Source organism: Devosia sp. Micro-HW1 (assembly GCF_056341075.1).
In genome coordinates, this window is the sequence record NZ_CP094375.1 from 2,504,227 (window position 1) to 2,518,910 (window position 14,684).

14 protein-coding genes are annotated in these 14,684 nt (G+C 64.5%); 8 read left to right on the forward strand and 6 right to left on the reverse strand.

Features of this window, described 5'->3' with window-relative positions; genetic code table 11:
- Nucleotide 1 precedes the first annotated feature (1 nt).
- The 6 genes from rlmH (at nucleotide 2) to MQW79_RS11960 (ending at nucleotide 6,199) form a co-directional block, all read left to right on the forward strand.
- A complete protein-coding gene (gene rlmH, locus MQW79_RS11935; protein ID WP_476584696.1) occupies nucleotides 2-484 on the forward strand; it encodes a 23S rRNA (pseudouridine(1915)-N(3))-methyltransferase RlmH in 483 nt (160 codons plus the stop codon).
- A gap of 268 nt (nucleotides 485-752) precedes the next feature.
- Entirely contained in the window at nucleotides 753-2,240 is a 1,488-nt protein-coding gene (locus MQW79_RS11940; protein ID WP_476584697.1) for a murein hydrolase activator EnvC family protein, read from the forward strand.
- Between the two features lie 7 nt (nucleotides 2,241-2,247).
- Nucleotides 2,248-3,684, forward strand: a complete 1,437-nt coding sequence (locus MQW79_RS11945; RefSeq protein ID WP_476584698.1) for a S41 family peptidase — start codon at nucleotides 2,248-2,250, stop codon at nucleotides 3,682-3,684.
- A gap of 101 nt (nucleotides 3,685-3,785) precedes the next feature.
- On the forward strand, nucleotides 3,786-4,922 hold the full coding sequence (locus MQW79_RS11950; protein WP_476584699.1) for a divergent polysaccharide deacetylase family protein: 1,137 nt from the start codon (nucleotides 3,786-3,788) through the stop codon (nucleotides 4,920-4,922).
- Nucleotides 4,923-4,968: 46 nt separating this feature from the next.
- Nucleotides 4,969-5,505, forward strand: a complete 537-nt coding sequence (locus tag MQW79_RS11955) for an RNA pyrophosphohydrolase (protein ID WP_476584700.1) — start codon at nucleotides 4,969-4,971, stop codon at nucleotides 5,503-5,505.
- A gap of 7 nt (nucleotides 5,506-5,512) precedes the next feature.
- Complete coding sequence (locus tag MQW79_RS11960; protein WP_476588224.1) at nucleotides 5,513-6,199, forward strand: aspartate/glutamate racemase family protein; 687 nt, start codon at nucleotides 5,513-5,515, stop codon at nucleotides 6,197-6,199.
- 91 nt (nucleotides 6,200-6,290) lie between these two features.
- Here MQW79_RS11960 and MQW79_RS11965 read toward each other — a convergent pair whose 3' ends face one another.
- The 6 genes from MQW79_RS11965 to MQW79_RS11990 all read right to left on the reverse strand — a co-directional run bounded on the left by MQW79_RS11965 (nucleotide 6,291) and on the right by MQW79_RS11990 (nucleotide 13,642).
- Nucleotides 6,291-8,456, reverse strand: a complete 2,166-nt coding sequence (locus MQW79_RS11965) for a methyl-accepting chemotaxis protein (protein ID WP_476584701.1) — start codon at nucleotides 8,454-8,456, stop codon at nucleotides 6,291-6,293.
- A 209-nt stretch (nucleotides 8,457-8,665) separates the two neighbouring features.
- Entirely contained in the window at nucleotides 8,666-9,091 is a 426-nt protein-coding gene (locus tag MQW79_RS11970) for a F0F1 ATP synthase subunit epsilon (protein WP_476584702.1), read from the reverse strand.
- Between the two features lie 84 nt (nucleotides 9,092-9,175).
- Nucleotides 9,176-10,615, reverse strand: coding sequence for a F0F1 ATP synthase subunit beta (gene atpD, locus MQW79_RS11975; protein WP_476584703.1), 1,440 nt, complete (start codon nucleotides 10,613-10,615; stop codon nucleotides 9,176-9,178).
- 21 nt (nucleotides 10,616-10,636) lie between these two features.
- The gene (locus MQW79_RS11980; protein ID WP_476584704.1) at nucleotides 10,637-11,524 is read right to left on the reverse strand and encodes a F0F1 ATP synthase subunit gamma; all 888 of its coding nucleotides are present in this window, start codon (nucleotides 11,522-11,524) and stop codon (nucleotides 10,637-10,639) included.
- Nucleotides 11,525-11,546: 22 nt separating this feature from the next.
- Nucleotides 11,547-13,082 carry a F0F1 ATP synthase subunit alpha gene (gene atpA, locus MQW79_RS11985; protein ID WP_476584705.1) on the reverse strand — a complete coding sequence of 512 codons (1,536 nt, stop codon included), beginning with the start codon at nucleotides 13,080-13,082 and terminating at the stop codon, nucleotides 11,547-11,549.
- Nucleotides 13,082-13,642: a F0F1 ATP synthase subunit delta gene (locus MQW79_RS11990; RefSeq protein WP_476584706.1), complete on the reverse strand. Its 561-nt coding sequence runs from the start codon at nucleotides 13,640-13,642 to the stop codon at nucleotides 13,082-13,084. The genes atpA and MQW79_RS11990 overlap by 1 nt, the downstream gene beginning before the upstream one ends.
- Nucleotides 13,643-14,155: 513 nt before the next feature.
- On the opposite strand from MQW79_RS11990, the gene MQW79_RS11995 reads away from it, so the two are divergent.
- Both MQW79_RS11995 and MQW79_RS12000 read left to right on the forward strand, forming a co-directional pair.
- A complete protein-coding gene (locus MQW79_RS11995) occupies nucleotides 14,156-14,398 on the forward strand; it encodes a type II toxin-antitoxin system ParD family antitoxin (RefSeq protein ID WP_476584707.1) in 243 nt (80 codons plus the stop codon).
- The gene (locus tag MQW79_RS12000; protein WP_476584708.1) at nucleotides 14,395-14,682 is read left to right on the forward strand and encodes a type II toxin-antitoxin system RelE/ParE family toxin; all 288 of its coding nucleotides are present in this window, start codon (nucleotides 14,395-14,397) and stop codon (nucleotides 14,680-14,682) included. The genes MQW79_RS11995 and MQW79_RS12000 overlap by 4 nt, the downstream gene beginning before the upstream one ends.
- Nucleotides 14,683-14,684: the final 2 nt, after the last annotated feature.

Here is a 14,684-nt window from a genome sequence, read left to right on the forward strand (position 1 = left end):
CGTGCGGATAGCGATTGCGGCCATCGGCCGGATGAAGAACGGGCCAGAGCGCGAGCTTGTGGCCCGTTACCTTGAGCGGGCCTCGGGCAGCGGCAAGCCGCTGGCCCTTGTTGGATTCGACGTCACCGAAATCAGCGAATCCCGCGCCGGCTCTGCCGCCGCCCGCAAGGCCGAGGAAGCAAAGGCGCTGCGAGCGGCCCTGCCCGAGGGCATGACCGTCATGCTCGATGAACGCGGCAAGGGGCTCAATTCGGAAGCCTTTGCCAGCCAGTTGGCGCGCTGGCGCGATGATGGGCGTCCCGCCGTGGGTTTCGTCATCGGTGGGGCGGACGGCATCGATGCCGATTTCCTGCGCGCGGCCGACCTGACGGTCAGCTTCTCGCCCATGGTCTGGCCGCACCAGCTGGTGCGCATCATGCTGGCCGAACAGCTCTATCGCGCCACCACCATCCTCTCCGGCCATCCCTATCATCGCGGCGATTGACCCGCGCCCGCGCACAATCGCGCGAGGAGCGGGCATTTGTGCCGCCCGCCTCATTTTTGGCCGCCCGTATCCCTATACGCCGCCGCCATTGAGGACTTCAGCCCATCGTCAGGCCTGTCATGGTTAAGCAATGTTAACCGGTGGTTTGCCGCGTGCTTGCTAAAGTGCCGCAGATTGATTCGGGGCCTGCAGTCCCCAGAGAGTGTTTTTCGCATGCCGCGCCGAGGTCTCGGGCGCCCCTCGGGGAGGCATGCTCCAAGGAGACGCCATGCCCAAGCGGCCGGCTCGCATTGCAATCGCCCTTCTGGCGGGGAGCCTCGTCACCGCCCTTGCCGCCTGGCCCCTGCTGGCGCAGACCGAGACGGCACCGGCCAATGAGGCTCTCGAGCTGCGTCCGTCCCTGCCCGGCGATCCCACCGCTGCCACCCCTGCGGCACCCGCCGCCGAGGCTGCACCCCCGGCCGACGGAGACGCCCCGGCCGTGCCGCAAGCCGAAACGACGGGCGAGGCAGCGCAGGCAACGGACGATGCCGCGCTGGAGGCGACGGACAATCCCGCGCTGGAACCGGCCGACCGCAATGCCATCGACCTCGAAGAGGTGGAAGCATCCCTGACCCTCAGCCGCGAGCGGATCGACGCCCTCAAGGCCGAAATCGCGGCCATGGAAGGCGATACGGCCCAGCAGAACGCTGCCCTGATTGCCGCGGCGCAGAGGGTAAAACTGGCCGAGATCGAGGTGGCCGATGTCGAGGAGCGCATTTCCGAGCTGATCGTGCGCGAACTCGAAGTGCGCGGCCGGCTCGACGGCGCCGATGGCGAAATCGCCAATGTGCTGGCGGCTCTCGAGAGGATTTCCCTCAACCCGCCCCCCGCTTTGATCGTCGACCCCGACGATGCCCTGGGCTCGGCCCGCGGCGCCATGCTGATGGCTTCCATCCTGCCCCAGCTCAAGGACAGGGCCGATACCGTCTCGGCCGACCTTCTGGCCCTGACCGAAATCAAGCGGGCGGCCATGGAAGAGGAACAGACCCTCAAGGCCAATTACGATGTGCTCGAGGAAGAACAGCTGCGCATTGCCACCCTGATCGCGGCGCGCAAGCAGGGCGTCACGCAGATGAGCGCCGAACTCCTGGCCGAAGAGGCCGCGGCGCTCGACCTGGCCGAACGCGCCACCTCGCTGCGCGAGCTGATCGGGGCGCTGTCGGCCCGCGCCAGCAATGGCGCCAATACGGCGCCCGCCGTCGATCCCAACCTGCCGCAGCTTTCGCCCGAGGCCATCCAGCTGGCCTTTGCCGATGCGGCGCGGACCCAGCCGGCCGTGCCCTTTGCGCTGACCCGAGGCTATCTTTCGATGCCCACCAATGGCGTCACCGTGGTCGACTACGGCGCCAATGACGGCCGCGGCGGCCTCGCGCAGGGGCAGTCCATCGTGACCCGCGCCGATGCCCAGGTGGTGGCTCCGGCCGATGGCTGGGTGCTCTACAAGGGCCCTTACCTCAATTATGGCCAGATCGTCATTCTTAATACGGGCGGAGGGTACACGGCCCTGCTTGCCGGGCTGAACGCGATTTCAGCCGAAATCGGACAATTCGTGCAGATGGGTGAACCGCTGGGGACCATGGGATCACGCACAATTGGACGGACCGTCACCACCAATGCTGGTAACGAACAGCCGACCCTCTATATTGAATTGAGACAGAACAACGAGCCTTTCGACCCGGCCGGGTGGTGGGCGAATAATGAACAGACGGGATAACCAATCCATGCGCTTCAACTCTATCCGCCTTGCCGCCCTTGCTGCGGCAGTGCTGGTACCCGCCACCGTGCTGATCGCCCAGGCCCAGACCCCGGCCGAGCCCGCGCCCGAACCCGTGCCGCAGGAAGAACAGGTCGAGCCCAATCCGAGCGGCGAGGCACCCGAGCCGACTGCCGCCGAGCGCGCCGCTGCGGAACAGACCGATCCGCTGGACATTTATGCCGACCTCAACTTGTTCGGCGACATCTTCGATCGCATCCGCAGCGAATATGTCGATCCGCCCGATGAGGAAGAGCTGATCCGCGCCGCCATCCAGGGCATGCTGACCTCGCTCGACCCGCATTCGGGCTACCTGCCGCCGCAGGATTATGACGACATGCGCGAAGATACGTCGGGCCAGTTCGGCGGCCTCGGCGTCGAGATCATCATGGAAGAGGGCCTGATCAAGGTCGTCTCGCCCATCGACGATACGCCCGCAGCCCGCGCCGGCATCTTGTCCAACGACCTGATCTACGAGATCGACGGCCAGCCGGTCGACGGCATGACCCAGGACGAAGCCGTCGAAAAGATGCGCGGCCCTGTCGGCACCGACGTGACCATCACCGTGTTGCGCGAAGGCGTGACCGACCCGATCGAGTTCACCCTGCAGCGCGGCATCATCTCCATGCGCGCGGTGCGCTGGAGCATGGAAGGCGGCGGGACCGAAGGCGAGGGCGACATTGCCCTGCTGCGCCTGAGCCGCTTCTCCGAACAGGCCTTTGTCGGCATCGAGCGCGCCATCGAGGACATCTACGAGGCCCGCGACGGCGTGGCGCCCGAGGGCATCATCCTGGACCTCCGGAACAATCCGGGTGGCCTGGTGGACCAGTCGGTCTATGTCGCCGACGCCTTCCTCAACCGCGGTGCCGTGGTGCTGACCCGTGGCCGCACCGAAAGCGAAAGCGCCCGCTATGACGCCGTGCCCGACCCGCTCGACGACAAGATCGCCGACGTGCCGGTCGTGGTGCTGATCAATGGCGGCTCCGCCTCGGCCTCGGAAATCGTCGCCGGCGCCCTGCAGGATCACAAGCGCGCCACCCTGGTCGGCACCCGCAGCTTCGGCAAGGGCTCGGTCCAGTCGATCATCTCGCTGGGCCCCGATGGCGCCATGCGCCTGACCACGGCGCGCTACTACACGCCGAACAACCGCTCGATCCAGGCGCTGGGCATCACCCCCGACATCGAGATCAAGCAGGTCGTGCCCGAGGAATTCCAGGGCCGCGACGAGATCATCGGTGAAGCCGGCCTTGAGGGCCACATCACCATCGAGGGCCAGGAAGAATCGAGCGTCGGCTCGTCGGTCTATGTGCCGGCCGAAAAGGCCGAGGACACCCAGCTGCAATATGCCATCGGCCTGCTCAAGGGCGAAGAGACCAACCCGGCCTTCCCGCCCAGCGCCGAGTAAGGGCGCCCGGCCCGGATCCACACCGGGTCATGATAGACTGGAAATGCGGCGCAATGATTCGCGCCGCATTTTCGTATGTTGCGCACGAACCCTGCCGGGGAATGAACAGATCGCCAATGGCCAATGACCTGTCCAAGCCGCTGACCGGCCGCCGCCGCCCCGATGGTCGTCCCGGCCGTCTGCACTTCCCGCTGGCGCGCCTCCTGTTCATCATCATCTTCCTGATCATCGGCGGCGTCGCCCTGCGCCTGTTCCTCGTGGAAGACCCCGAGGGCGGCCGCCCCAGCCAGGACGTGGCCATCACCTCGACCCGCGACAACAACAGTGTGGCCAATTCGGCCCAGAGCCGCCCGGCCACCATCACCGCCGATCCCCAGCAATTTCCCTCCGGCAGCACCCCGCCCTCCGCACCGGCGCCCGGCACCACCCCGGGCCAGATTCCCGGTCGCTTCGGCGCCCTGCCCGATCTCAGCGAGGAAACCTCCGCCGGCACCATCCCGCGCATATCGGGTACGGGGCTCACGCCCTTTGCCGCCTATCGCCGTCCCGCCGACGTGGCGCTTGCCGCCGGTGGGCCGATGATCGCGATTGTGGTGACCGGGCTCGGGATCAACGAACAGGGGTCGCTTGATGCCATCGACCAGTTGCCCGACGACGTGACGCTGGCCTTCGCCCCCTATGGGCGGAGCCTCGAAAACAGCGTCGCCGCCGCCCGCACGGCCGGCCATGAAGTCATGCTCGAAGTGCCGCTCGAGCCGTTCGACTACCCGCAGAACGATCCGGGGCCCCATACCATCCTCACCGGCGAGGCGCCGCGCGATAATCTCGAGAAACTGTTCTGGCTGATGGCCCGCTTCGGCGGCTATTTCGGCGTCATCAACAATATGGGCGCGCGCCTCACCGCCTCGGCCGCCGACATGGCGCCGGTCATGGAAGAATTTGGCGCGCGGGGCCTGGCCTATCTCGATGATGGCTCGTCCAACCGTTCGGTGGCCCAGCAGCTGGCCGCCGCCAACCGCGTGCCGTTTTCACGCGCCAGCGCCGTCATCGACGCCAATCCGGCGCGCGCATCCATTCTCTCCGCGCTTGCCAGCCTTGAGGCCCAGGCCATGGAAACCGGCAGCGCCATTGGTATTGTAAGCGCCCTGCCCATATCGGTGCAGGCCGTGTCCGAATGGGCACATGAACTCGATGCCAAGGGCATTGCCCTGGTTCCGGCCAGTGCCCTGATGAAATAGCGCCCCGGACACAGCTGCCCTGCGGCGCCTACACACTGGATTTGCCATGACCGAGCGGCCTGACCGTGAAGCCCTTCCCTACCGCGATTGCGTGGGCATTGCCGTGTTCAATTCCCGGGGCGAGGTCTTTGTCGGCCATCGCAAGTCCGAAGGCGACCCCGACCAGTCCGCCGCGTCCGGCTTTGCCTGGCAGATGCCGCAAGGCGGCATCGACAAGGGCGAGGACCCGCTGCGCGCCGCCCTGCGCGAACTGGTCGAGGAAACCAGTATCAGCTCGGTGAGCCTGCTTGCCGAAGCACCCGAATGGATTTTTTATGACCTGCCCGACGAGCTCCTGGGCGTCGCCTTCAAGGGCAAGTATCGCGGCCAGCGACAGCGCTGGTTCGCCTTTGCCTTCACCGGCAACGAGGCCGAGATCGACGTGGCGACGCCCGGCGGCGGCAAGCACGCGCCCGAATTCAATGCCTGGCGCTGGGAAAAGCTGAGCCGCGTGCCGGGGCTGATCGTACCCTTCAAGCGCCCGGCCTATGACCAGGTGGTCAAGGCCTTTGCCGACATCCCGCAGCGTTTCGCCAATGCCTGATCCCGGCATGAAGACCATCGGGCTGATCGGCGGCATGAGCTGGGAATCGAGTGCCCACTATTACGCCGCGATCAACCGCGAAACGGCGCGCCGTCGTGGCGGACTGCATTCAGCCCCGCTGATCCTGCATTCAGTGGATTTTGCCCCGATTGCAGCGCTGCAAGCGGCCGGGAACTGGGACAAGGCCGGCCGGCAACTCAATGGAGTGGCCCTTTCCCTGCAGGCAGCAGGCGCAGAGGTGCTGGGCCTTGCCACCAACACCATGCATATGGTGGCCGAGACCATGCTGGAGGGGATTTCCATCCCCTTTGTCCACATTGCCGATCCAACCGCCGCCGCGCTGATCGCCGACGGCTTCGACACGGTGGGCCTGCTGGGCACGCGCTTCACCATGGAGATGGATTTTTACAAGGCCCGTCTCATCGGTCACGGGCTAACGGTCATGGTGCCGGAGGTGGACCACACCAATCTCAACGGCATCATCTATGACGAGCTGTGCAAGGGGATCGTCCGGGACGAGTCCCGAAAGGTCTATCAGGCGGCCATCGACCGCATGGCGGCGCGCGGCGCCCAGGCGGTGATCCTGGGCTGCACCGAGATCGGCATGCTGATTGACGACGCCAGCTCCTCCCTCCCCACCTACGACACCACGGCTTTGCATGCCGTGGCGCTGGTCGAGGCGGCTTTGGGCTAGGACTGACGCAGCGCTCCTACGCTTTAGCTTGAATCCATCACCACTCCCCGTGCCGCCCCGCGGCGCGGTGGTAGGGGGAGTGAGTTGGGAGCTAAGCCGCCTTGCGGCCCGTCGCAACCACCGGCGCGGCATCCGTTTCCGCCAGCGTAAACACATCAATGATGCGGTCGAGCGTCTGGGTCTGGCCCTCGGTCTGCTCGATGACGGCATTGGTCTCTTCCACCAGGGAGGCATTGTGCTGGGTCATCTGGTCGAGCGTGCGCACGGCCGTGTTGACCTCCTCGATGGAGGCCGCCTGCTCGCGGCTGGCACGGGCAATGGCACGCACTAGATCGCTGTTTTCCCTGACCGCGTCGAGCATGGCCCTGAGGCGGTCGCCGGCGGCACTGACCAGGCTCGACCCGCCCTTGACCTCGTCGGCGCTCTTTTCGACCAGGGCTTTCACTTCCGAGGACGCCTGCGCCGCGCTTTGGGCGAGGCGGCGCACTTCCACCGCAACCACCGCAAAGCCCTTGCCGGCATCACCCGCCCTTGCGGCTTCCACCGAGGCATTGAGCGCCAGCAGGTTAGTCTGGAAGGCGATGTCGTCGATCATGCCGATAATGCTGGAGATCTTGGCCGAGGATTGGGTGATGCGCTCCATGGCGCCATTGGCCTCGCCCATCACTGCGCCACTTTCGGCTGCGGCCTTCGACACCGTTTCGGCCTTGCCGGCGGCTTCCTCGGCCATGCCGGCATTGCTGGCGACCGTGGCCGCCAGCTCTTCCATGGCGGCCGAGGTTTCCTCGATCGTTGCCGCCTGGCGCGTGGTGCGTTCGGAAAGATCATTGGCGCCCGAAAGCAGTTCGCCGCTGGCGGTGCGCAGCGAGCGCGTCGTCAGCCGCAGCTGGCCCACCACATCGGCAAAACGCTCCACCGTACCGTTGAGGGCAAGACGCAGATCCTCGAATTCGGGCGGGAAGGGCGTGGTGATAGTGCTGGTGAGGTCGCCTTCGGCCAGTTGCTTGAGCCCGGCGCCGATGGCCGCGACCGAGACCTTGCGGGCCGAGACATCGGTCGCGAACTGCACCACCTTGTAGGGATTGCCGTCGGCGTCGAAGATCGGGGTAAAGGTGCTCTGGATCCACACCTCCTGGCCCCCGCTGGTGCGGCGACGATATTCGCCGCTCTTGAAGGCGCCCGCGGCCAGGTCCTGCCAGAACTGCAGATAGGTCTGGCTGGAGGGATCCACGTCGAACAGGAACTGGGCATTGGGGCGCCCGACAATGTCCTCGAGGCGATAGCCGAGCAGCGCCAGGAAATTGTCGTTGGCGGCGAGCACGACGCCCTCGAGCGAAAACTCGGCGACGATCTGGCTGCGTGAAATGGCCTGCAGCTGCCCGGTATGATCGGCGGCCTCGGCCAGATGCTGGCGGGCCTGCGCATCGAGCGCCGCCTTCTCCACTGCATTGGCGCGGAACACTTCCACGGCCCGCGCCATGGCGCCAACCTCGTTGCGCTGTTCCGTATAGGGAACATCGGCATCGATCTGGCCCTCGGCCAGGCTCTCCATGACGCCGGCCAGCAGCGGAATGGGCCGCATCAGCATGCGGGCCAGCAGCAGCGCCAGGACGCCGGTGACCAGCAGGCCGAGCAGCGCCGTGGCGCCCAGCACGGTCATGGTGCTCGCTAGCACAGCGACGATCGGTCCCCGGTCGACGGCGACCATCAGCGCGCCGATCACCACGCCATCGCTGGTGGCGATCGGGTGGTAGTCGAGGAGATAGGTGGTGCCCTCAAGGCGCGCTTCCGAGCGCATCGGCTGGTTGGCGGCAAGCGCGTCGAATATCGGATCGCCGGCGACAAGGGCAAGGTCGAGGCGGCGCTCCCCTGCCGCGTCGGTGACGCTCGTGCTGCCCACCACCATGTCGGGGCTGACCTCGGTGTCATAGACATAGACTGCCACCTGCTGCCCGGCCACGCGGGCCACGGCGTCGATGACATCATGGGTGCGGAAGCGCGGCATGCTGCGCGCCGTCAGCGTCGCGACATTGCCGGTCTCGTCAAAGCCCACTTCGAGGCTGGGCAGGTTGACCTGCAGGATCTGCGCGGCAATGCGGGTCGTGTCGGTCAGGGCCTTGGCTTCATCCCGCGCCACCGAGCCGCTGAGACTGACATAGAGGCCGCCGAGCACCGCCAGGATGGCCAGGGTAATGGCCCCGATCGTCATGCTGGAAATGGCAAAAGTCAGGCGCATATTGCGCAGGAGTGAACCCATGATGTGCCCCCGGATCCGACCGCCATTGGCCGGCTATCAGAAATTCCAGAAGCAGGGTGCGCCTCAAGAGTTAAGCACAGGTTGATACACCTCAAATATCGAGCAATATCAATGACTTGCTTATTTGCTATGCGGCATGCCCATTTTCCAAGCAACAAGGCCGCCCTTGCGGACGGCCTTGCGCATGAATTTGGGGAGAAAAGCGACGCTTAGTGGATATGCGTGCCGTTCAGCTGCTGGGCCTCGATGGCCAGGTTCAGGAGGCCGGAGAGGAATTCCTGGGTATAGGACTTGTCCTCGGGGGTCTCGGCGCGCTGCAGTTCGTCCTCGGCCGCCTTGATCTGGGTCTGCAGATCCGCGTGGTCGAATTCGGAGAACGGCACCGACTGTTCGGCCAGGATGGTGAGGCCCGTCGTCGAGACGTCGGCAAAGCCGCCCTTGACGAAATAGATCTCGGCAGCACCGCCGTCCTTGGTGACGGTGATGAAGCCGGAGCGCAGCGTGGTCATGAAGGGCGCATGGTCTTCCATGACGGTAAAATAGCCTTCGCTGCCCGGCACGGTGACCGAATGCACGGTTTCGGACAGCACCAGCCGCTCGGGCGACACGATCTCGATCTTGAGGCCTTCAGCCATTCTTTTGGTCCCTTAACGGAGCGAACCTGCTGGTTCGGGTCAGGCAGTGGGTCCGCCGCTGGCGGCGAACCCAGTGGGCACGGCTTAGGCCGCCTGGGCAGCCAGCTTCTGGGCCTTGGCAACAGCGTTTTCGATGGTGCCGACCATGTAGAAGGCGGCTTCCGGCAGGTGGTCGTAGTCACCGTTGACCAGGCCCTTGAAGCCCTTGATCGTGTCTTCGAGCTGCACGAACACGCCCGGCGAACCGGTGAACACTTCGGCCACGTCGAAGGGCTGGCTCATGAAGCGCTCGATCTTGCGGGCACGGGCCACGGTCATCTTGTCTTCTTCAGAGAGCTCGTCCATGCCCAGGATGGCGATGATGTCCTGCAGCGCCTTGTACTTCTGCAGGATCGCCTGGACCTGGCGGGCCACTTCATAGTGTTCCTGGCCCACGGTCAGCGGATCGAGAATACGCGAATTGGAGGCCAGCGGGTCAACGGCCGGATAGATGCCCTTTTCCGAGATCGCGCGGTTGAGCACGGTCACGGCGTCGAAGTGGGCGAAGGAGGTGGCCGGTGCAGGGTCGGTCAAGTCGTCGGCGGGCACGTACACGGCCTGAACCGAAGTGATCGAACCCTTGTTGGTGGTGGTGATGCGTTCCTGCATCGCGCCCATGTCGGTAGCCAGCGTCGGCTGGTAGCCCACGGCGGAGGGGATGCGACCCAGCAGAGCCGACATTTCGGCGCCGGCCTGGGTGAAGCGGAAGATGTTGTCCACGAAGAACAGCACGTCCTGGCCCTGATCGCGGAACTGCTCGGCGACGGTGAGACCGGTCAGAGCCACGCGGGCACGGGCGCCGGGGGGCTCGTTCATCTGGCCGAACACCAGGGCGCACTTGGAGCCGGCGGCCGAGCCACCATGTTCCTTGGGGTCCTTGTTCACGCCCGATTCGATCATTTCGTGGTAAAGGTCGTTGCCTTCGCGGGTACGTTCACCCACGCCCGCGAACACCGAATAACCACCATGCGCCTTGGCGACGTTGTTGATCAGTTCCTGGATCAGAACGGTCTTGCCGACGCCGGCGCCGCCCATCAGGCCCACCTTGCCGCCCCGGGCATAGGGCGCGATCAGGTCGACGACCTTGATGCCGGTGACCAGAACCTGGCTTTCCGGGTTCTGTTCGGCGAAAGCGGGCGCGTCCTGGTGGATTTCGCGCTTGGCTTCGCCCACGATCGGACCGGCTTCGTCGATCGGCTCGCCGATGACGTTCATGATGCGGCCCAGGGTCGCTTCACCAACCGGAACGGTGATGGCGCTGCCCAGGTCGACCACTTCGGCGCCGCGAACCAGACCTTCGGTCGTGTCCATGGCGATGGTGCGCACGGCGTTTTCGCCGAGATGCTGTGCCACTTCCAGGACCAGGCGCTGGCCATTGTTGGTGGTTTCAAGTGCGTTCAGGATGGCGGGCAGGTGATCGTCGAAAACGACGTCGACGACGGCGCCGATGACCTGCGATACGCGACCGGCCTTTTTGTCTGCCATTTGTTCGTCCTCGCTATGCGGTTAGAGCGCTTCCGCGCCCGAAATGATTTCGATGAGTTCTTTGGTGATCTGGGCCTGGCGCTGGCGGTTGTAGCTCAGCTGCAGCTTGCCGATCATTTCCCCGGCATTGCGGGTCGCGTTGTCCATGGCGGACATCTGCGCACCGTAGAACGAGGCTGAGTTTTCGAGCAGCGCGCGCAGCACCTGCACCGAGATGTTGCGGGGCAACAGATCCTCGACGATGGCTTCTTCGCTCGGCTCGTATTCGTAGGGCACGGTCGAGGCGCTGACAGTGCCTTCGGCTTCCACCCTGTCGAGCTTGGCCGGAATGATCTGCTGGGCCGTCGGCACCTGCGAAATCACCGAGCCGAACTTGGCAAAGTAGAGCGTCGCGACGTCGAATTCACCGGCGGCAAACATGGCAAGCACCTTGTCGGCGACCTGCTGGGCCTGGGTGAAGCCAACCTGCTTGATCTCGCGGAAGTTGAACGTATCAACGATCAGTTCCGGATACTGACGGCGCAGGATGTCGTGGCCCTTGCGGCCCACGGTCAGGATCTTGACGGTCTTGCCCTGGGCGATGAGCTTCTGGGCATGGTCGCGGGCGAGACGGGCGATCGACGAGTTGAACCCGCCGGCCAGACCACGCTCGCCGGTCGCCACGACCAGCAGATGTACCTGATCCCTGCCATTGCCGCCCAGCAGCACCGGCGCGTCCGACTGGCCGTCATAGACGGCCGCCAGACTCGACAGCACCTTGCCCATGCGCTCGGCATAGGGGCGGGCAGCTTCGGCAGCATCCTGGGCGCGACGGAGCTTGGCCGCCGCGACCATCTGCATGGCTTTGGTGATCTTCTGGGTCGATCTGACCGAGTCGATCCGGTTCTTAAGGTCCTTTAGCGACGGCATGGCCTGTCGTCTCCTTCAGGCTTCAGGCCGCGTAGGTCTTCTTGATCTCGTCGAGAGCCGACTTGAGCTTGGCGCGGGTATCGTCGCTGAGCTGCTTTTCGGCCGCGATGGTCGCCAGAAGGTCGGCATGCTTGGAGCGCAGGTTGGACAGGATGTGCTTTTCGAAATCCTGCACCTTGCTGACCGGAACGCTGTCCAGGTAGCCCTGGCCACCGGCGAAGATCACCGCAACCTGTTCTTCCGTCTTGAGCGGCGCAAACTGCGGCTGCTTGAGCAGCTCGGTGAGGCGCGCACCACGGTTGAGCAGGCGCTGCGTGGCAGCGTCGAGGTCCGAACCGAACTGGGCGAAAGCGGCCATTTCGCGATACTGGCTGAGTTCGCCCTTGAGCGAGCCGGCAACCTGCTTCATCGCCTTGATCTGGGCCGAACCACCCACACGCGACACGCTGAGACCAACGTTCACGGCCGGGCGGATGCCCTGGAAGAACAGGTTGGTTTCGAGGAAGATCTGGCCGTCGGTGATCGAGATCACGTTGGTCGGAATATAGGCCGACACGTCGTTGGCCTGGGTTTCGATGACCGGCAGCGCGGTCAGCGAACCAAGACCGTGGTCTTCGTTCATCTTGGCGGCGCGTTCGAGCAGGCGCGAGTGCAGGTAGAAAACGTCGCCCGGATAGGCTTCGCGGCCCGGCGGACGGCGCAGCAGCAGCGACATCTGACGATAGGCAACGGCCTGCTTGGTCAGATCGTCATAGGCGATCACGGCATGCTTGCCATTGTCGCGGAACCACTCGCCGATGGCGCAGCCGGTGAAGGGCGCGATATACTGCAGCGGAGCCGGGTCCGAAGCGGTCGCGGCGATGACGATCGAATACTGCAGCGCGCCCGATTCTTCGAGCTGACGCACGAACTGGGCAACGGTGGAGCGCTTCTGACCCACGGCGACGTAGATGCAGAACAGCTTCTCGGTGTCCGAAGCATTGGCGTCATGTGCCGGCTTCTGGTTGAGGAAAGTGTCCAGAATGATGGCGGTCTTGCCGGTCTGGCGGTCACCGATGACCAGCTCGCGCTGGCCGCGGCCGATCGGGATCAGCGCGTCGATGGCCTTGAGGCCGGTCGACATCGGCTCGTGCACCGACTTGCGCGGCAGAATGCCGGGCGCCTTGACGTCGACACGGCGACGTTCGGTGTGCACGATCGGGCCCTTGCCGTCGATCGGGTTGCCGAGACCGTCGACCACGCGGCCGAGCAGGCCAGGACCCACGGGGGTGGCCACGATGGCGCCGGTGCGCTTGACGACGTCGCCTTCCTTGATCGAGCGGTCATTGCCGAAGATCACGACGCCGACATTGTCGGATTCGAGATTGAGAGCCATGCCCTTGATGCCGCCCGGGAACTCGACGAGCTCACCGGCCTGCACATTGTCGAGGCCATAGACGCGGGCAATACCGTCACCGACGGAGAGCACCTGACCCACTTCGGAAACCTGGGCTTCCTGGCCGAAATTCTTGATCTGGTCCTTGAGGATCGCAGAAATTTCCGCGGCTTTGATGTCCATTATCCGACCTCTTTCATGGCGATCTTCATCGCAGCGAGTTTTGTCTTGAGGGATGAGTCGATCATCTGGCTGCCGACCTTCACCTGAAGGCCGCCGATCAGCGAGGGATCAACGAACTGGTTGAGCGTCACGGTCTTGCCCAGCTTCTGCTTGAGCGTCTCGGCCAAGGCCTTGGCCTGCGCATCGCTCAGCGGGGAAGCGGATGTGACGTCTGCCGTGGCTTCACCGCGGGCGGCGGCAGCCAGCTCGCGGAAGACGGCAATGATCGTATCCAGGGCGAACAGGCGCCCGTTCTTGGCCACCAGACGCAGGAAATTGCCCAGAAGGGCATTCACCTTGGCCTTGGCCAGGATGGTTTCCAGTGTCGATGCCTTGACGTCGGCCGAGATCACCGGGGAACGGAGATAGCGCGAGAAATCGTCGCTTTCACCAATCAGCCTGGAAATATCGGAAAGCCCGGTCTCAACCTGGGCCAGCTGATTCTCGCTCTGGGCGAGATCGAACAGCGCCGACGCGTAAGGCCGCGCTATCTGGGTAAGCACTGAATTCTGCGCTGCCAATGCCGCTTCACCCTCTCTTTGACCGACCCTTGTATTGGTTCCGTGGACCGGAACCCGGGCGGGTTATGAACGATTGGACGTGCTCGGAAACGGGCCGCGAGCCGGACCCCTGGAAATTTGCGCCCGCTCTAACACAGGCCAAGCCGGCCACGCAAGGTTCCCCGGGGTGATTCAAGCATGTCGAAAGTGTCGCACTTCGAAGGCGGTCCGGAGGACCAAAGGCTCCGGTGGAGCCTTTGGAGCCGAGAAGGCCGCGAAGGCCATGCCTGAGTGGCGGGAAGCCGCCCCGGCGGGGCAAATCATGCCGGCGGCATGATTTGAGGCGAGAAGGCCGTGAGAGCTGGGCTCGAAGGGCGCGGCTAGAGCGGAGACGGCCATGAGAGCTCTGCTCGAATGAAGCCCTTCGCTCGGATGGCTCGGCGTGTTGACAGCCAGGCAAAGCGGGCCGCACCAGGCGTCCGAACTTGTGAGGGGCACGGGGCATTGTTACATTGCCACCAGCAGGAGAGCGCAATGACCCGCCACGCATCCATATCGCTGAGCGACCACGACGCCGAGTTTATCGAAGAGCAGATCGGCAGCGGCACTTATCAATCCGCAACGGAAGTGGTGAGCGCCGGCCTGCGGCTGCTCGAGCATGACGCGAAGGTAAAGGCCCTGCAACAGGCGCTGGACGAAGGCGAAAAGGGGCCGTTCACTCCCTTTGATCGTGACGCCTTTCTCGACGAGCTGCATCGGAAATATCTGCCGCGATGACGCGGCTGAGAATTTCCGACAGGGCCCGACAGGATATCGACGCCATCTGGCTCTATTCACTTGAGCAGTGGTCGGAACATCAAGCGGACGAGTATTACCGTTTGCTGAGCGATAAGATGGCTTCCATCGCTGACAATCCCGCACTTGGTTTGCGAGTGGAGGTTCGGCCGCATTTGCGCAAGCTACCCTCGGGCGCGCACATTATTTACTATCGGACAGCCCCTGATGTCATCGAGATCGTGCGTATCCTGCACCAGGGCATGGATCCGGATCGTCACCTTTAGCC